Origin of the sequence: Acinetobacter courvalinii (genome assembly GCF_014635545.1) — a bacterium.
Lineage (GTDB): Bacteria > Pseudomonadota > Gammaproteobacteria > Pseudomonadales > Moraxellaceae > Acinetobacter > Acinetobacter courvalinii.
This window is the reverse complement of sequence record NZ_BMDA01000003.1, coordinates 294,216-313,094: the sequence shown is the minus strand read 5'-3', so window position 1 is coordinate 313,094 and position 18,879 is coordinate 294,216. Positions and strand designations below refer to the sequence as shown.

The following is an 18,879-nucleotide window of genomic DNA, read 5'->3' as shown; positions in this document are numbered from 1 at the left end:
GACCAGATTTTCATTATTTCAGGCAACTACATGATACTTGTGACATATAAAAGCAATAGTAAAGTTAAGCCCGCAAACACCCAAATCACACGAGGCACAATTGTTGGTTTCTTTTTAATCATAATCGGCAAGGCAATCAGACTGACTAAAAAGCTGATCGGTGCTGTCAACATAAAAACGAAGATCGCAGCATAGCCGCTGCCACCCTCAAAGTCTGCCATATTAAACGTGAATAGCCAGCTCAAACCGCCACCCATAACAATGCTGGCGGGTAACGCAAGCAACACATAGCCGACAATAGAGGCAATCGATACATGATGACCAGAGATAGGGGCTGGCCGATTCTGGCTATTGACCATGACGACTCACTTTTAAATACGCCATTGTGATACTTACTTCACTTTCATTTTACGGATCATTTTATACAGTAAACCCGGCGATAAACGCGACACCAGTACACCGAGGTGCTCTTTTTTACCCCCCACCACAATGTATTCGTCCCCTGCCATCAAGGATTCCACCACCCGTTCAGCAAATACATCGGCATCCAGACCATTTTCAATCGCTTCATCCTGATGGCCTTGCGGTTTACCTTCACCGTTTAAGGCATTGAAAGACACATTGGTTTTGACAAAACCGGGGAAAACCACCGAGACTTCAACACCGTCATTGGCAACTTCGGCACGTAAGCTATTGGCCCACATATGAATGGCGGCTTTGGCTGCTGAATAAGTCGCACGATATTGCGTACCGAGTAGCCCTGCAACACTGGAGACAAATACCACACGGCCTGATTTTTGTTTCAGGAAAGTCGGCAATACCGTCTTGGTAAAGAACACTTGCGAGAAATAATCGACTTCCATAATGGCCCGTTCAGTATGCATGGTGGTGTCCTGAATCAAGGCACGTTGGCTCAGACCAGCATTATTGATCAACCAGTCAATCCGTCCCTTTGCTGCCAGCACCTGTTCATGCGCATGACGTACTTGTGCTTCGTCGGTAATATCGGCAGCAATCGAAAGATGCTGTTCAGGCTTGAGTAACCCGACCCGTACCGCTTCCAGCTCATCATAACGGCGTGAGGTCAAAACCACCTGCGCGCCTTGCAATGCACATTCACGTGCCAGCGCTTTGCCTAAACCCGATGAAGCACCGGTAATCCAGACCACTTTATTTTCAAGACTTTTCAGTTTTGCCATTTTTTATATCCTGCCTATGCTGAATGCCGCATGAATTTGAGGAAGTAATCCACATAGGTTGCAGCCAGTTGCTGATCAATCTGGGTACTTAATTTTTCCAGACGTTTATAGCCCAGATGCGTGGTCATGTTAATCACGCCATTTAAGGTTTTATCCACCACAAAATTGAACTTTAAACATTTTTTTGGCTCACGAATCAGGTGATCAACCCCTGCATCAATGACTTCGGTGAGTAATTTAAGAGACTTTGAAATTTCGTTATGATCGCCATTGGCCAGTTTCTGGCTAGACGCCTTGACCTGCTCGGCCAACGGCTGCTTGACCGGATAGGTCATATAAACCGTTTCATCTTCGATCTGTAAGGTTTTGGAAAGATATTCAACCAGCGGAATTAGACGGTCATTACCAAAAAATGAAATCGACCAAGGCATATATTTACGAATGGCGTCCAGAATCTGCTGAATCACTTTTTCAGATTCGCCTGTTTGCGAATATTGCTGATTTTCTTGTAATAAAACGATAAAAACCTGTTCCATGACTTCACAGGCCATCTCGGACAAGACACTGCCTAAAGCACTGGCCTGACTTTCTTTGCTCCCTTGCAATAATTGTGTCCGAATATGTGCAAAACGTGCATAAGTATCCGCATGAATATTTAAAAAAACGGCGGTGTTCATTCTAATAACCCTAATTGTTAGATTGAAAAAAAAAGAGCTTGTTGAACAAGCCCTTTTTATCCAATCTATTTTTCTATCGTTTTTGGCGTTGTATCCGCCGAATTTATCACACTCTATTCGCTATCGACATGCATAAATGCTAAAAAATGGTTCACACAATCAGTTGCAGCATTGCTATCGACCTGATCGCTCATTTTTTCCAAACGTTTATAACTGAGATGAGCCGTCATATTAATCACCCCGTTCAGGGTTTTATCCACCACGGTATTAAAGTGGAGACATTTTTTCGGTTCACGGATCAGGCTGGTTACGCCCAGATCTACAATCTGGATCAGGGTCTGGAACACATCGACCATATCACTGATTTCATTATTCTTGAGTCGGGTCACCAAGGCATGTGCCTGTTGTACCAAATGTCGGTCAATCGGATAAGACACATAGACCTGCTCATCGTGATACTTGATCATATCGGAAAAATAGTTGGCAAAGGGACATAGCCGTTCATTGCCAAAAAATGAAATCGACCAGGGCATATATTTGCGTACCGCGCCAATAATTTGCTGGATGATTTTTTCAGATTCAGCGGTATATTTTTGCGTTAACTGGGTCGGCTGGCGATTCTGTATAAGCAACACTGAAAAGACCTGCTCAACAATATCACAGGCGATTTCCGACAAGACCTCTCCCAGCAGACGAGCCTGACTTTCAGACGTCCCCGCATTCAATTGCTGGCGAATTGTTTCAAACTGTCCATGTGTAACTTCATTAATCTTCAACAGAATTGAATAACTCATGAGCCTCATCCCTTTTTAGTTTTCGCATTTTTATATTATTGTTTTACGCATCAATATTTTTGAGTTATGTGATGCATTACACATAAATCTAATCTTATTTGTTTAAAAATCCAACGCCTTTCATCGGTTTTATGAGAAAAAATCAAAGTTTATAAGTGCCTTATCAGGATTTAGCCCGTCTTGCCTGCATTTAGATCATCTGTGCTAAAGAAACTGGATGTGCTCTCATGTCACTGCAACAAACCAGAATGCAGACATTATTTGAGCGGCTATATTGAATCGGCGATGGCATGCTGAAAGACCTACAGAAGCGAGGATTTTTTGCTACAATAGATGCAATTTTTTATTCAATTTTAATCTTCTGTACTATGACTGACGCTCAATCTGCTCAAAATATTGCAACCACTTACGATCCAACCGAGATCGAAAAGAAGTGGTATCAAATCTGGGAACAACAGGGTTACTTCAAGCCTTCAGGTCAAGGTGAATCATTCTGTATCATGATTCCACCACCGAACGTCACCGGTAGCTTGCACATGGGTCATGGCTTTAACAATGCCATCATGGATGCCCTCACCCGTTATAACCGTATGATGGGTAAAAATACCTTATGGCAACCGGGGACTGACCACGCAGGTATTGCAACGCAGATGGTGGTCGAGCGTCAATTGGGTGCGCAAAACATTAGCCGTCATGACCTGGGCCGTGAAAAGTTCATCGAAAAAATCTGGGAATGGAAAGAACAGTCAGGCGGTACCATTACCCGTCAGATCCGTCGTCTCGGCTCGTCTGTAGACTGGTCACGCGAACGTTTCACCATGGACGAAGGTTTATCCAATGCAGTGAAAGAAGTGTTCGTCAAACTGCATGAAGATGGCTTGATCTATCGTGGCAAGCGTCTGGTTAACTGGGACCCGAAACTACAGACTGCGCTGTCTGATCTCGAAGTTGAGTCAGATAAAGAAGAAGCAGGTTCATTGTGGCACTTCAAATATTTCTTTGAAGACAAATCACTGCGTACCCACGATGGTAAAGATCACATTGTAGTCGCAACCACACGTCCTGAAACCTTATTGGGTGATACCGCTGTTGCAGTGGCACTGGATGATGAACGCTATGCACATCTTGTAGGCCAGAACATTATCCTGCCAATTACCGGCCGTGCTGTTCCAATCGTTAAAGACGAATATGTCGACAAAGAATTTGGTACCGGCTGTGTAAAAATCACCCCTGCGCACGACTTCAATGACTATGAGGTAGGTAAGCGTTGTGAATTGCCAATCATCAATATCTTCAATAAAAATGCAGAAGTTCTGGCCGAGTTTGAATACATTGCCAAAGCCGGCGAGCAGATTTCTAAAACCATTGCTGCGCCAGCAGACTATATCGGTTTAGAACGTTTTGAAGCGCGTAAGAAACTGGTTGAACAGGCTGAAGCTGAAGGCTGGTTAGAACAGATTCAACCGTATACCTTGAAACCACCTCGCGGTGACCGTTCTGGCGTGATCATTGAGCCATTATTGACTGACCAATGGTATGTGAAAATTGCGCCATTGGCAGAGCCTGCAATCGAAGCGGTGAAAGATGGTCGTATCAAGTTCGTTCCAGAGCAATACAGCAACATGTATATGGCGTGGATGAACAACATTCAGGACTGGTGTATTTCACGTCAGTTGTGGTGGGGTCACCGTATTCCGGCCTGGTACGATGCAGAAGGCAATGTATATGTGGGTCGTGACGAAGCTGAAGTTCGTGCCAAAAATAACATCCCTGCGGATACAGCCCTAAATCAGGATGAAGATGTACTGGATACATGGTTCTCCTCTGCCCTGTGGACCTTCTCAACCTTAGGTTGGACCGGTGATGCAGAGAAAGATGCGGCCAATGATTTCCTTAAAACTTTCCATCCGACTGATGTGTTGGTGACAGGTTTTGACATCATCTTCTTCTGGGTTGCACGTATGATCATGATGACCCTGCACTTCATGAAAAATGAAGATGGGACATCACAGATTCCATTCAAGACCGTTTACGTGCACGGCTTGGTCCGTGATGGCGAAGGCCAGAAGATGTCGAAGTCTAAAGGTAACGTGCTTGACCCACTCGACCTGATTGACGGTATCGATCTTGAAAGCCTTGTTGCAAAACGTACTACAGGTTTGATGAACCCGAAACAGGCAGCGAAGATTGAGAAATCAACGCGTAAAGAATTCCCGGAAGGCATTCAGGCTTACGGTACAGATGCGGTTCGTTTCACTTTCTGTGCGCTTGCCAACACCGGTCGTGACATCAAGTTCGACATGAAACGTGTTGAAGGCTACCGTAACTTCTGTAACAAGATCTGGAACGCAACCCGTTTCGTATTGATGAATGTGGAAGGACAAACTGTTGGTCAAGAAGCACGTCCTGATCTTTGGGAACTGCCTGAACAATGGATCATGAGCCGTCTGCAAAAAGCTGAAGCTGCGGTACACCAGGCATTCGCGACCTATCGTTTAGACCTTGCTGCGCAAGCGATCTATGACTTTATCTGGAATGAATACTGTGACTGGTACGTTGAGTTAACCAAACCGGTTCTGAACGATGCCAATGTATCTGAAGAGCGTAAAGCCGAAGTTCGCCGTGTATTACTTGCTGTGATGGAAGCGTCTTTACGTTTAGCTCATCCATTGATGCCGTATTTGACTGAAGAAATCTGGCAAACGCTTGCGCCGATGTTAGGCAAAGGCGGCGCTACCATTATGACTGCGCAATATCCTGTGCCTGATCAAGCGAAAGTGAATGATCAAGCTGAAGCAGATATGCAGTGGTTACAAGGCCTGATTGGTGCGGTACGTAACATTCGTGGTGAAATGGGCTTGGGTAATGCGCGTTTATTGCCGGTATTGCTGCAAAACATTTCTGATGCTGAACGTGAGCAAATCACACGTATCGAAGCGTTATTTAAAGCATTGGCAAAAGTTGAAAGCATTACCTTCCTGGCACAAGGCGAAGAACCACCGCTTTCTTCTTCAAGTGTTGTAGGTCATGCATCGGTATTTGTACCAATGAAGGGCTTGATTGATCCTAAAGCTGAATTGGGTCGTTTGCAGAAGGACTTGGATAAAGTTCAAAAGCAACATGATCAAATTGCCAATAAACTTTCGAATGAAGGTTTTGTTGCTAAAGCACCAGCAGCGGTTGTTGAAGGTGAAAAAGTGAAATTGGCTGAGTTTGCTGATCAGTTAGCGAAAATTAAGCAAAGTATGGAGCAGATTGCTGCGCTTTAAGTAGTAATTTGATTAAAAAAATCCCCTCAAATGAGGGGATTTTTTTATGTTTAATATTTAGGCAATTTGTTTTAAGTGCTAAAGTAACGAAAATATAAATATATTTTGAGGACATTATGGAAAAAAAAGGATTCCAAGTTGATACTCGCCTATTAACCTTACTTTCGCAGTCTTATAATTCATCTGAATTAGCACTAAAAGAATTGATTGATAATGCTTGGGATGCAGATGCTGATACAGTTCAGATAGAACTTCCCGAAATATTAACAAATACCCCCATAGTTATTCATGATTTCGGTTCTGGAATGACTGAACAAGAACTATCAAATGAATACCTTTTTATTGCGAGTGATCGCAGAAAGCGTCGAGGAGAGCTTACTAAAATATTTAAAAGAAAAGTAAAAGGTAAGAAAGGAATTGGAAAATTTGCTGGTTTAATGATAGCTAATAATATGAAATTAGAAACATGGGCAAGAGGTAAACATTCTAGCTTTGAAATTTCCTCACACAAATTAAATGAAGCAATAGAATTGGGACAGTTAGATTTATCTATAATTTCAACAGAATGCGATACATCACTAAAAGGCACTAGAATTTCATTCTATAATTTAAAACAGAATTTACGTTTTCCTAATCCAGAGAAATTTAAATCTATATTAATTCGAGAATATAGACGTAGCGATAATTTCAAAATAATCATAAATTCTAAAACATTAGATATTGATGATCTTAAAGGTAATTTTCATAACGAAACTATTAATATAGAAAAATTAGGGGAAGTAAAATTACAATTAGTGATCTCAACAGAAAAATCGAAATTAAAACAAGCAGGAATATCTATTAAAGTTCAAGGGAAAGTGGTTGGGAATCCTTATTTTTTTGGTTTAGATAAACATGAAAGCTTCCCTGCAAAGCTATTAGATAAAATATATGGCGAAATAGAAGCCGATTGGCTATCAGATCATGTTACTGCTGACTGGGGTTCATTTATTGAGAATAGTTTACTTTTAGAAAAGCTTGAAGAAGTTATTCAGCCAATTTTAATTGCTAAAGTAAAAGAGGAATATGGACGAGAAATAAACTTAGCAAAAGCTCGTTTGCAAAAGAAAGCTCAAGAACGCTTAGCTTTATTACCAGAATATAAAAGGCAATTTGCAGACAAAGCAATCAAGTCTATATTAGAGAAATACTATGGTGAACCTGATTCAAAGCTTGAACCTATCGTCAACGTTTTACTAGATTCTTTGGAAAAATCAGACTACAGGGCAATATTAGATTATATAAATGAAGCTGATAAAAATGACATTTCCAAGCTAGCTGAAGCCCTATCAGATTTTGGATTAGCTGAATTAGCAATTATTGCCGAACAAACAAAGACTCGATTAAAATTCTTAGATTATTTTGAGGAACTTTGTGACGAAGATGCAACCCTAGAAAGCGAAGTTCATAAAAGTTTAGAAAATAACTTATGGATTTTAGGCGCTCAATATTCAATTTTTAGTAGTAACACTACTCTAAAAAAGCAAATTAACAATTATTTTAAAAAACACTATTCAGGTGAAAGAGCAGATAAAAGACCTGACTTAATGCTAAGTGAAAATTATTTTTCTCAATATTTACTTATAGAGTTTAAGCGCCCTAAGCACCCTCTAGCTTTTAGTGACTATCAACAAGTAACTCATTATAGGCATGATTTTTTACCATATACCAATAAAGATATAAAAGTAATATTAATGGGTGGAAAAAGGTCACCTGACTTAGCTAACAGAAATTACTCGGAGCCTAATGTTGAAATTCTAGTATTTGATGAAATCATCTCAACCGCGAGAAATCAATTAAATTGGCTTTTAAAAGAATTAGGTTCAAAATAAGTCATGGAGTCTAAAAAGTCTTTATAAATTAATTATACAATTTCACGTTGAATAAATTAACCTCTCTACTTAGGAGAGGTTTATAAAACCCCATGCCCTAACAACATCTCCACCCCACTCACCTTTTTCATATACTTTAAACGCTCTTTTTCCCACTTCAATTGCTGCTTTAACTCGGCACAATCTGCATCTATGGCTTTATACACATCACTAATATGCAGATGCTCAGCTTTGACTTTCTTAGCCAATTGAAAAGAATCTAAAATCTCATCAATTTGACTTTCAAGCTGCTGACTCTGTGCATCCAAAGCCAGTTTATAGAACTTTACTTGCTCTGCCGATAACTCTTTCGTCCCGACACCTTTATTCTGCTCAAGCTGTAATTGAAGTTTGAGTAAATAAAACAAATCCTGCTGTTCATAGGCCTGACTCGCTTGTTGGAATAACTCAGTTTTTTCTTTTTTCTTGGTCTCGTCTTGCTCACGGTCAGGGTGAATCATCGCAGCAATTTTTAAATACACGGTTTTCAGCGATTGCGCTGCCATTTGCTCAGCTTGTTCACGTTTCTGTTGCTGTCTAAGTTGCTTGGCCTTTTCTCGTGCCTGTTGCTGCTCGGCCGCATATTGTTCAAAGTCATCTTCTTCTGATGCCGTACTGTGCTCAAAACTTTGATGCTGTTCAAACTTGGCTGACTGTACTTTTTTAGTCTTTTTAATCGATTGCTGGGCGTGTTGCTGATAAAAAGTATCAATCTGCTTGACCAGTTTTAACTGTTCATCCTTCAATATCTTGGAACGCTTTAACAGTTGGGCAAGCTGGGCAATTTTTTCATCCAGTTGCTGCATATTAGTTTTGGAAAACTCATGCTGTTGCAACAAATTCCAAAGTTGATCCAACTGCTGAAACAGGATTTCATGCAATTCGCTATACACAGGCATCAGCTTTTGCCTTGTGTGCTGTTGAATCTCGGCTTGCGCATTCTGCCATGTGGCAAGGCTGATTTTTTGCTGTTCTATTTGATCAATCAGACGATTCAGCTTCTTCTGCTGTGAGGAAGGTTCAGCCCTTTTCTTTAAACTGACTTTAAGATCAAAAGACATCACGCATCTGCCTAAAAATAAAAAAGTGTAGCAATAATTAACCGACAAAGTCAGCAAACACTTTCAATATCGTGTTTGGATAAACCAGTCGCTGAACGAAGCTTTACTCATCGCCAAATAAGGCATTGGCTGAAACGACTTTGGTGATTTTAACTTTATCCTGTTTCAGCAAGGGATAAATTTTTTGTCTCAGTGCATTACTGGTCATCGTGCCATTCAGATTCAGTAACACAGGTTCTTCACTCAACGATCCTTTGCCCAAGTACTCTTGATTCAAATCATTGGTGGTTGATTGATTGACCACCACAAAATACCCGTCAATGCCTTTGACCTGACCACAGGCCAAACTTTGTGGTGACCAATCCCCTTGGCGAATCACTTTTTGCAACCTATAGCCTTTGCTTTTTAATTGCTGCATTTGCTCTGCTGTTGCGATGGGAAAATCAATGCGCTTTTGCTGTCCTTTCCAGTTCACCAGCAAATGACTGAATTGACAAGATTCACGCATGACGCCGCCACTTCCTCTCAATGCGCCTTCATCGGGATCATAACAGGATGAAATCACTTGAAAAGTCGCTTCGCCACAATGCAATGGCTCAGATTGATACGTCTTGAATGGCGTTGCTTGGGCTTGGTTTATTTGAGTTAAACAGACTGATAAAAAGCAAAAACTGACAAATTTATTGTTCATATGAAGTCGTATTAGAATTAAAGGCAGGTTCATTCTAACTCAAAAAATATCGACTAAAGAAAGTTCTCATACTCCTCAATTTGAATTAAACATTAAAAATGACAGATCCAACTTTTAAGCTAAAATCTGTTATATACATCATCATTTAAATACTCAAATTGTATGAAGAATAAAGTCCTATTACTCACCTCATTTATTTTGCTCGCTGGATGTAATGAAAAACCAAAAACATCAGCAGAAAGCGATCAACCCATTCAAAAGGCAGCTCAACAGACTCAAGCCGTGTCAGAACCTGTGCTTATTGCTGCTACACCCGAATCCGATTATCTCGCCAATAATTCAACCCCACTACCAAAAGGCTATTCAGTCGATACAACCCATCTCAAAAAGCCTTTGTTTATTGACTTTGATGGCGATGGAAATCTGGATACCTTTCGAGTGCTGAAAAACCCAAATAAAAAAGGAATGAAATATCTCTTTGAATTCCGTATCTCAAATAGCAACAAAGTTTATTACTACGAAAATACAGATAAAGATTATGACCTTGATATTTTCGGAACTTTTGAAGTTGCACCTAAAACAGATATTTACGTGGATGAAGATTATCGCTTTGATGAAGATGGAAATATCTTAGCTGATGAGCAAATTGACCCAAAACATTATCTAAAGTTCAAAGGTGATGGTATTTCTGTCAATGTTTTAGAAGAAACCTGTGCAACATCTGTGTTTTTCTTAACAGATGAAAAAATTAAACGCATTGCGCTGTGCTAACTCATCACTGTCATTTCATAAAAGAGCCGCCCAATTGAGCGGCTTTTTTAATCACGTAAACGGATTACTGTGCGGTATAACCCCCATCCATTACCACCGCCTGCCCTGTAATCCCTGCCCCTTTGTTGCTGGCTAGGAAAATCGCATAGTCGGCAATTTCCTCCACGCTGAGTAAACGCTTCTGCGGCACCATGGCTAAAATCACATCCTCCAAAGCACTTTCCAGACTCACATTACGGGTTTTGGCCAAGTCCGCAATTTGCCCACGCACCAATGGTGTATCCACATAGCCTGGGCAGAGTGCATTCACAGTAATCCCATCACGGGCACATTCCAGAGCTGCCACTTTGGTCAAACCAATCACCCCATGCTTGGCGCTGTTATAACCCGCCTTTCCGGCAAAACCAATCAATCCATTGATCGAAGACATATTGATAATCCGGCCATATTGTTGTGCTTTCATGATTGGAAATGCATGTTTAATCCCGATAAATGAACCTGTCAGCATCACTTGGACTAGTTTCTGGTAAATCTCGGTTGAAAAGTCTTCAATCGCTGCAACATGCTGAAAACCGGCATTATTGATCAGGATATCCAGACACCCAAAGGTTTGTGTAGTCAAATCAATCGCGGCTTTATAAGCCTGTTCATCAGTTACATCACAAGGCGCAGACAAGGCTTCAAATCCTTGCTGTTTTAACTGTTCCACCGCTTGCTGGCATTTCTCGGCATTGACATCAGAAATCACCACTTTGGCGCCTTCCTGCGCAAATTTTTTCGCAATTTCCAGACCAATGCCACTGGCTGAACCGGTAATAAAGGCCACTTTGGCTTCAAGTTGTTGAGTCACGGTGCTACTCCTGTTTTTGTTTATCTGGATTGCTCGCCCTTATTATGGGCAAGCTCAAATTAAAATATGTCTTATACAATCCCGAACCATGTAAATGCAGCAATCACCACAAATACCGCCAAGGTTTTAATAATCGTCACTGCGAAAATATCTTTATAGGATTGCTTATGGGTTAAGCCTGTAACGGCAAGCAAGGTAATTACCGCGCCATTATGGGGGAGTGTGTCCATACCGCCCGAGGCCATCGCCACCACACGGTGCATCACTTCCGGTGGAATTCCTGCTGCGACAATGGCAGCGTTATAGGTTTCTGCCATCGCACTCAGGGCAATACTCATCCCGCCCGAGGCTGAACCGGTAATCCCTGCCAATACGGTCGTGGTCACAGCCCCATTGACCAAAGGATTGGTAAAGGTAGTACCGAGTGCATGGCTAATCAAAGCGAAGCCTGGCAATGCCGCAATAATCGCACCGAAGCCATATTCTGAAGCAGTATTCATCACCGCCAGCAATGAACCACTGATACTGGCATTCACCCCTTCTTTAAAGTTGGTCACTACGCGCTGATAATCGAACAAGATCGCCGCAATAATCCCGACAATCAAGGCCAAACCGACTGCCCAAATCGCCCCTGTTTTTGCAACATCTACCGTGTAGTTGGCTAAACCAATGGCATTAAAATCAAAACCATTCGGATACCATTCTTTGATGGCTGTGGACAGATAACGGTTCATCACCGCAACCAGAATCAATGGCACAAAGGCCATGCATTGACGCAGTACTGAACTATTGCTTTGGGTTGATGATTCAACATCAGCTGTCGTTTGCGTGGCTACATCTTCAATAGCAAAACCTGCATAGCCCTCACCTGCACGAGCCGCAGCTTTACGGCGTGACTCCAAATACAGCAGCCCCATCCCCAAGACAAAAATCGCCCCGATCACACCTAAAAATGGTGCAGCATAGATATTGGTGCCAAAGAACGTGGTTGGAATTACGTTCTGAATTTGCGGTGTCCCCGGCAAGGCATCCATGGTGAATGTAAATGCGCCTAAGGCAATGGTGCCGGGAATCAGACGTTTTGGAATATTGGCTTGTTGGAACAGCTGATTGGCAAATGGATAAATCGCAAATACCGCCACGAACAGGCTGACACCGCTATAGGTCAGAATGGCACCGAGTAAGACCACGGTTAAAATGGCTTTCTTGGCACCAATCCAGTTGACAATGGTGCGGGCAATCGACTCGGCAATGCCCGACATTTCTACCACTTTGCCAAAGATCGCCCCCAGCAGGAACACCAGAAAATAGTCTTTAATGAAATTGACCATCTTTGGCATGAAAACGCCCGAATAAAACGGCAGCACATTGGCGGGGTTAATCAGAAAGACTGCCAGCAAGGCGCATAACGGCGCCATGAGAATGACGGAAAAACCGCGATAGGCCGTGTACATCAGCAAGCCTAAAGACAGCAGAATGACAAATAAGTCCCACATATTCTTTTACTCCATTCCAAAGAATATATGTCAGGGTCAACCAGATTATTTTTTTTATACTGTGTGGTGGTTATCCTAACCATAAATAAAATCAAGAAACTGCCGATGGCAATACAGCATCTCAAAACAAAGATACATGCTCAAACGTATTTTAAAATAGCATTAAAACCATAAAAAACAAGACGATTAAAACAAAATACATCATTTTATTTTTTAATAAAAATCAATATATTATATAAATTAACAGCAAATAATTTAATTGATTAGTAAAACAAATTAACTGTTCAAAAATACTCATCAATCTCATCAAATTATATTTAGCTTATTCTTTTTAAAATCCATTTTTCGATATTGAGATAAAGTGAGTGAATAATCATTTGTCCTTGAGTTAAAAACAAACGGCTTGCCTCTCGCTACCGAATTAACAAAAATGCCAGTCACAATGTGCTGTTTTTTTTATAAATTACACCATATAAATCAAAAACTTTCCGAACAGGCGACTGAACATGACACTTAAGCAACTCAAGGCATTTCTTGCGCTGACGCGTACCCTGAATTATGCAAATGCCTCTGCTGAACTGCATCTCAGTCAGTCTGCGTTAAGTTTGAGTATCAAATCACTGGAAGAAGAACTTGGGGGCAAGCTGTTTAAGCGCAATACCCGTCGGGTCGAGCTGACACAGGAAGGAAAATCACTGATTCCCTATGCCAAGAAATTACTGGCCAACTGGGAGGATATGGAAAAGGATGTTAAACAACGTTTTAAACTCAATCGCGGCACCCTCAATATTGCCTCGATGCCCTTTGTCACCCATGCGATTTTGCCACAAGTGATTCATAGCTTCTTAGCCAAGCATCCCAATATCAGCTTTTCCATTCATGATATTCCCAATGAGAAAGTACTGGAAAATGTGCAGGATGGTATTTTTGAAATCGGGATTTGCTTTGAACCGCCACGCAATGATCAACTGGAATTTAAGCCCTTATTTGAGGAAGATTTTCTGGCGCTGTTGCCCAAGACGCATTCACTGGCAAGTGCAGATTCGATCAGTTGGAAACAGCTGTGCGCCAATCCCTTTGTGACCTTGCAGCATCCCTCCATTGTTCGTCACCTGATTGAAGAAAACTGTCTTAAAAATCATCTGACTTTAGATTTAAAAGTTGAATGTCATCAGATCAGTTCCCTCTCCAGCTTTGTGGCACTGGATATGGGCGTTAGTGCCATTCCCCGCCATTTTCAGAATTTTATCGACAAGGAACATAACGTTCTGATTGAAATTGAAGATGGTAAACTGCCGCAAGCGATTGGCATTGTCTATAAAAAAGATTTTGAGCTTTCCAATATTTCAGCCGAGTTTATCGAGATCCTGCTACAACATGATTTTGGCTAAGTCCTTGCAGTCACTACACCAAGACCAACTCGCCCGTCATAGCGCCCTTTTGAGTGAAATCGATGAATTTTCTGGTATTAATGAGTTTCCCTCATTAATCCTTTAGAAATTTAAACTTCTGTAAATAATCCCTGAGTGCTAAAACTAATAGAAACCAAGGAATTTACAGGTGAAAAAAATGAATAAAGTCTATTCAACCGCAGCACTGGCACTACAAGATGTGGTGCAAGATCAGCAGACCTTTGCAGTGGGCGGTTTTGGCCTATGCGGTATTCCTGAGGCATTGATCCAAGCGCTAAAAGACACAGGTGTAACTGGCCTGACCTGTATTTCCAATAATGCAGGCATTGATGATTTTGGCTTGGGTGTGCTGCTCAAGACCCGACAAATTAAAAAAATGATCTCGTCTTATGTAGGCGAAAATAAAGAATTCGAACGCCAGTATCTAAATGGCGAACTTGAGGTTGAACTCACACCTCAAGGCACACTCGCCGAAAAATTACGTGCTGGGGGCGCAGGCATTCCTGCCTTTTATACCGCAACAGGTGCAGGTACCTTGGTGGCTGAAGGAAAGGAACAACGTGAATTTAATGGTCGCACCTATATCCTTGAACCGTCATTGACCGCAGATGTGGCACTGGTTAAAGCCTATAAAGCGGATAAAGCCGGCAATCTGGTATTCCGTAAAACCGCGCAAAACTTCAACCCTGAATGTGCCATGGCTGGAAAAATTACCATTGCCGAAGTTGAACAGATCGTTGAGATTGGCGAACTTGATCCAGATGAAATCCATTTAGCGGGCATTTACGTCAATCGTGTGGTACTGAATGCCACACCTGAAAAACGTATCGAACAAAAAACCCTAAAAGCACAGGACGCATAATCATGGCATGGACACGTGAACAAATGGCACAACGTGCCGCAAAAGAATTACAGGATGGTTTCTACGTCAATCTCGGTATTGGCCTGCCAACACTGGTTGCCAACTACATTCCAGAGGATATGGATGTATGGCTGCAATCGGAAAATGGTCTACTCGGCATTGGCGAATTTCCTACCGAACAACAACTCGACCCTGATTTAATCAATGCAGGTAAACAAACTGTCACTGCACGTGCAGGTGCGGCCTTTTTCTCAAGCAGTGAATCCTTCGCCATGATCCGTGGTGGTCACGTCAATATCGCCATTCTGGGTGCCATGGAAGTCTCTGAACAAGGCGACCTCGCCAACTGGATGATTCCGGGCAAAAAGGTCAAAGGGATGGGCGGTGCCATGGATCTGGTTGCCGGCGTACAACGCGTGGTGGTGTTGATGGAACACAATGCCAAAGATGGAACAGCCAAAATCGTCAAACAGTGCAGCTTACCGCTCACAGGACAAAAAGTGGTGCATCGCATCATTACTGATCTGGGCGTACTGGATGTGGTTGCTGAAGGCATCAAACTGGTCGAGTTAGCCCCTGATGTGACTGAACAGCAAATCCGGGAAGCGACGGGTGTTGAGCTGTTGATTGAAGCCCAAGCTTAACTGATTACTTCCTTTTATTTCCCTTATTGAAGTGATGCTTTCCGAGCATCACTTTTAGCCGTTTCTAGGCAACAAAAAATTCATTTAGGACAAATGAACTTTATAACAATCAAAGATGGATGCTTAAGATGAATAAACAACCTGCGCTGTTGGAGCGTTTCGCATTACGGATCAGTAACTGGTCGGAAAAATGGTTTCCAGACTCTTATATCTTTGCCTTACTCGGTGTCATCATTGTTTCATTCGCTGCAACCTGTATCGGTGCCCCGGTCCAAGATGTTGCCAGTTCGTTCGGTAACGGTTTCTGGAGCTTAATTCCCTTTACCCTGCAAATGACCATGCTGATTATCGTCGGTTACGTGGTTTCCGTGTCTGCGCCTGTGAAAAAACTGATTCAGATGATGGCGCGTATTCCGCATTCGGGACGTAGTGCCATTGTCTTGGTTGCCACCACAAGTCTGCTTATTTCACTGGTCAATTGGGCGGTCAGTACCATTTTAACCGCCTTACTGGTGATTGCACTGGCCAAGCGTAAAGAACTGCATATGGACTATCGCGCTGCTGCGGCTGCAGCCATTATCGGCATGGGTGCGACCTGGGCACTGGGCATCAGTTCATCTGCAGCACAATTACAGGCCAATAAAACCAGTCTGCCTGAGTCGATCTATAACCTAACCGGTGTGATTCCATTTACTGAAACCATTTTCCTGTGGCAGTCTTTGCTCATGACTTTAATTTTGGTGATTGTTTCAATTGCGATTGCCTACTGGTCGGCCCCTAAGGGCGATAACGTCAAAACCATGCAGGATTTTGAGCTGAGTTTTGATGAAGAGGAAAAGACGGAAGTCAAATCGACCCGACCTGGCGACTGGCTGGAAAACTCGCCACTGTTGACCATTGTTGTGGTGGCATTAGGCCTGATCTGGATGTTTATCGAGTTTTCCAAAACCAATCCCATCATTGCCATTTCCAGTCTGAATACCTATAACTTTGTGTTTTTAATGTTAGGTCTGGCCTTACACCGTACCCCGCGTAATTTTCTCAATGCCGTCAGTCAGGCGGTGCCTGCGGTCTCAGGAATTCTGATCCAGTTCCCGCTCTACGGCAGTATCGCCTTTATTATGACGCAAGCCTTAAACAGCGAAGATCTTTCCCTATCCCACTATATTGCCGAATTCTTTGTTTCGATTGCCTCCAAAGAAACCTTTGCCATTGTGATGGGAATTTATTCTGCCGTTCTAGGTTTCTTTGTACCCTCTGGCGGCGGGAAATGGATTATTGAAGCGCCTTATGTGATGCAGGCTGCCAATGATCTGCAAGTGCATCTCGGCTGGTCGGTACAGATTTATAATGCAGCAGAAGCATTGCCCAACCTGATCAACCCCTTCTTTATGCTGCCCATGCTCGGGATTTTAAAACTCAAAGCCAAAGACGTGATTGGTTTTACCGTCACCCAACTGGTCGTTCATTTACCTTTGGTGCTGTTTTTACTCTGGATTTTAGGCAGAACCTTAAGCTATACCCCACCTGTGCTGTAAATACGCAGGCTCGCCATCGTCAGGCATGATCGTCTATCCGATCAAGATGAAGCGTGACGGTGGTATGCTCGCTTGCGCTTGTTCATCAACTAAAAAATAAATGAAATTTGCAGGGTGATGTTGCATTCAAACCACCGCATAAACTGTGCTGTTTTTAAGCAAATTGCACCACTATTCACCAAAATTACAAATTACTTTCTAAATTGGTGCACTTTTTGCATTATTTATTTCATTAAATTGGGCTGTTCCCCTACAGCCTGAGTTTTTAGATTTACTAAATCCTTTTTGGTGCAAAAAATGAATCAAAGCTATGCGCCAGAATCGAATTTAGCACTTTTTTTGAGCACCACTATGCAAAACGTAGATCTATTTTTCTTACTGCTCGGTGCAGTACTGGTATTGGCAATGCATGCTGGCTTTGCATTTCTGGAACTCGGCACAGTACGGCATAAAAACCAAGTGAATGCCTTAAGTAAAATCCTGACCGACTTCGCCATTTCAGCGATTGCCTACTTCTTTGTCGGCTACTGGATTGCCTATGGTCAGAATTTCTTCCATGCAGGGAGCACCTTAGCCTCAGACCATGGTTATAACCTGATGCGCTGTTTCTTCCTGCTGACCTTTGCAGCAGCCATTCCGGCGATTATTTCGGGCGGGATTGCCGAACGTGCCAAGATGCGCTCGCAAGCGATTGCGACCCTGCTTCTGGTGGCGCTGATCTATCCCTTCTTTGAAGGCATGATCTGGAATGGCAACTATGGCTTGCAAAAGTGGCTCGAGAACTCATTTGGTGCAAGTTTCCATGACTTTGCCGGTTCAGTTGTGGTGCATGCTATGGGTGGCTGGATCGCTTTGGCTGCCGTGATTTTACTCGGTGCACGTCATGGTCGCTATAAAAATGATGGACGTGTCAGCGCACACCCACCTTCTTCAATTCCATTCCTCGCCTTAGGTTCATGGATCCTGATCGTCGGCTGGTTTGGCTTTAACGTGATGAGCGCTCAACGGGTTGAAGCCATTTCAGGTCTGGTGGCGATTAATTCATTGATGGCGATGGTTGGTGGCACCCTAGCCGCAAATTTTATGGGTAAAAATGACCCGGGGTTCTTACACAATGGTCCGCTGGCGGGTCTGGTCGCGATTTGTGCAGGCTCAGATATTGTGCACCCTATTGGTGCGTTATTGATTGGTGGCATCGCTGGTGCACTGTTTGTTTACCTGTTTACCTATACCCAAAACAAACTGAAAGTCGATGATGTACTGGGGGTCTGGCCTCTACACGGCGTATGTGGTGCCTTTGGTGGGATTGCCGCGGGAATTTTTGGACAACAAGCACTCGGCGGGCTTGGCGGTGTTTCCCTTATTTCACAAATCATTGGTACCAGTCTGGGCATTATCGTTGCACTGGCTGGCGGCTTCCTGGTTTATGGTCTGTTAAAAGCCACGCTTGGACTGCGTCTTTCCCAGGAAGACGAGTATCGTGGTGCCGACCTGTCCATCCATAAAATTTCAGCTAATTCTGAAGAATCGATGTTCTAATGTTTATCTTATTTAAACGCGGCTGATCAGGCCGCTTTTTTTATCTCTTCTTAAAAATACGGTCTCTTTACTTCGTTGCGCATAGACGTACAGAACAGCAATGCCTGAATAAAGCCATTTATCCATACGGCATGAATGGCATAAATTATGCTTTATATATCCTGCA

Annotated in this window: 16 protein-coding genes; 8 read left to right on the top strand and 8 right to left on the bottom strand. The window is 42.7% G+C overall.

Going from position 1 to position 18,879, the window contains the following annotated elements; translation table 11 throughout:
- Positions 1–26 precede the first annotated feature (26 nt).
- The 4 genes from IEV39_RS13655 to IEV39_RS13640 all read right to left on the bottom strand — a co-directional run bounded on the left by IEV39_RS13655 (position 27) and on the right by IEV39_RS13640 (position 2,670).
- Positions 27–359 carry a hypothetical protein gene (locus tag IEV39_RS13655; RefSeq protein ID WP_005288591.1) on the bottom strand — a complete coding sequence of 111 codons (333 nt, stop codon included), beginning with the start codon at positions 357–359 and terminating at the stop codon, positions 27–29.
- 33 nt (positions 360–392) lie between these two features.
- A complete protein-coding gene (locus tag IEV39_RS13650) occupies positions 393–1,199 on the bottom strand; it encodes an SDR family NAD(P)-dependent oxidoreductase (RefSeq protein WP_005288594.1) in 807 nt (268 codons plus the stop codon).
- A gap of 14 nt (positions 1,200–1,213) precedes the next feature.
- Positions 1,214–1,876, bottom strand: a complete 663-nt coding sequence (locus tag IEV39_RS13645) for a hypothetical protein (RefSeq protein ID WP_005227049.1) — start codon at positions 1,874–1,876, stop codon at positions 1,214–1,216.
- 113 nt (positions 1,877–1,989) lie between these two features.
- Positions 1,990–2,670, bottom strand: coding sequence for a hypothetical protein (locus tag IEV39_RS13640; RefSeq protein ID WP_005288597.1), 681 nt, complete (start codon positions 2,668–2,670; stop codon positions 1,990–1,992).
- Between the two features lie 368 nt (positions 2,671–3,038).
- On the opposite strand from IEV39_RS13640, the gene IEV39_RS13635 reads away from it, so the two are divergent.
- Both IEV39_RS13635 and IEV39_RS13630 read left to right on the top strand, forming a co-directional pair.
- Complete coding sequence (locus IEV39_RS13635) at positions 3,039–5,939, top strand: valine--tRNA ligase (protein WP_005288600.1); 2,901 nt, start codon at positions 3,039–3,041, stop codon at positions 5,937–5,939.
- 116 nt (positions 5,940–6,055) lie between these two features.
- On the top strand, positions 6,056–7,810 hold the full coding sequence (locus IEV39_RS13630; RefSeq protein ID WP_005288603.1) for a Shedu anti-phage system protein SduA domain-containing protein: 1,755 nt from the start codon (positions 6,056–6,058) through the stop codon (positions 7,808–7,810).
- Positions 7,811–7,890: 80 nt separating this feature from the next.
- Here the strand turns inward: IEV39_RS13630 and IEV39_RS13625 are convergent, their stop codons facing one another.
- Positions 7,891–8,910: a coiled-coil domain-containing protein gene (locus IEV39_RS13625; RefSeq protein ID WP_005288606.1), complete on the bottom strand. Its 1,020-nt coding sequence runs from the start codon at positions 8,908–8,910 to the stop codon at positions 7,891–7,893.
- 103 nt (positions 8,911–9,013) lie between these two features.
- On the bottom strand, positions 9,014–9,601 hold the full coding sequence (locus IEV39_RS13620; protein WP_032883197.1) for a hypothetical protein: 588 nt from the start codon (positions 9,599–9,601) through the stop codon (positions 9,014–9,016).
- Positions 9,602–9,763: 162 nt separating this feature from the next.
- Between IEV39_RS13620 and IEV39_RS13615 the strand changes: the two genes are divergently transcribed.
- Positions 9,764–10,372 carry a hypothetical protein gene (locus tag IEV39_RS13615; RefSeq protein ID WP_005288611.1) on the top strand — a complete coding sequence of 203 codons (609 nt, stop codon included), beginning with the start codon at positions 9,764–9,766 and terminating at the stop codon, positions 10,370–10,372.
- A 64-nt stretch (positions 10,373–10,436) separates the two neighbouring features.
- Here IEV39_RS13615 and IEV39_RS13610 read toward each other — a convergent pair whose 3' ends face one another.
- Together IEV39_RS13610 and IEV39_RS13605 are read right to left on the bottom strand one after the other, a co-directional pair.
- A complete protein-coding gene (locus tag IEV39_RS13610; RefSeq protein ID WP_005288614.1) occupies positions 10,437–11,222 on the bottom strand; it encodes a 3-hydroxybutyrate dehydrogenase in 786 nt (261 codons plus the stop codon).
- A 71-nt stretch (positions 11,223–11,293) separates the two neighbouring features.
- Positions 11,294–12,718, bottom strand: a complete 1,425-nt coding sequence (locus IEV39_RS13605) for a GntP family permease (protein WP_005288617.1) — start codon at positions 12,716–12,718, stop codon at positions 11,294–11,296.
- A gap of 506 nt (positions 12,719–13,224) precedes the next feature.
- Here IEV39_RS13605 and IEV39_RS13600 point away from each other — a divergent pair.
- The 5 genes from IEV39_RS13600 to IEV39_RS13580 all read left to right on the top strand — a co-directional run bounded on the left by IEV39_RS13600 (position 13,225) and on the right by IEV39_RS13580 (position 18,713).
- Complete coding sequence (locus tag IEV39_RS13600; protein ID WP_005288619.1) at positions 13,225–14,109, top strand: LysR family transcriptional regulator; 885 nt, start codon at positions 13,225–13,227, stop codon at positions 14,107–14,109.
- 178 nt (positions 14,110–14,287) lie between these two features.
- Positions 14,288–14,992, top strand: a complete 705-nt coding sequence (locus tag IEV39_RS13595; RefSeq protein WP_005227039.1) for a CoA transferase subunit A — start codon at positions 14,288–14,290, stop codon at positions 14,990–14,992.
- Between the two features lie 2 nt (positions 14,993–14,994).
- Positions 14,995–15,636 carry a CoA transferase subunit B gene (locus IEV39_RS13590; RefSeq protein WP_005288623.1) on the top strand — a complete coding sequence of 214 codons (642 nt, stop codon included), beginning with the start codon at positions 14,995–14,997 and terminating at the stop codon, positions 15,634–15,636.
- A 128-nt stretch (positions 15,637–15,764) separates the two neighbouring features.
- Positions 15,765–17,174: a short-chain fatty acid transporter gene (locus IEV39_RS13585; RefSeq protein WP_005288626.1), complete on the top strand. Its 1,410-nt coding sequence runs from the start codon at positions 15,765–15,767 to the stop codon at positions 17,172–17,174.
- A gap of 351 nt (positions 17,175–17,525) precedes the next feature.
- A complete protein-coding gene (locus IEV39_RS13580) occupies positions 17,526–18,713 on the top strand; it encodes an ammonium transporter (protein ID WP_005288629.1) in 1,188 nt (395 codons plus the stop codon).
- The last annotated feature ends 166 nt before the right edge of the window (positions 18,714–18,879 follow it).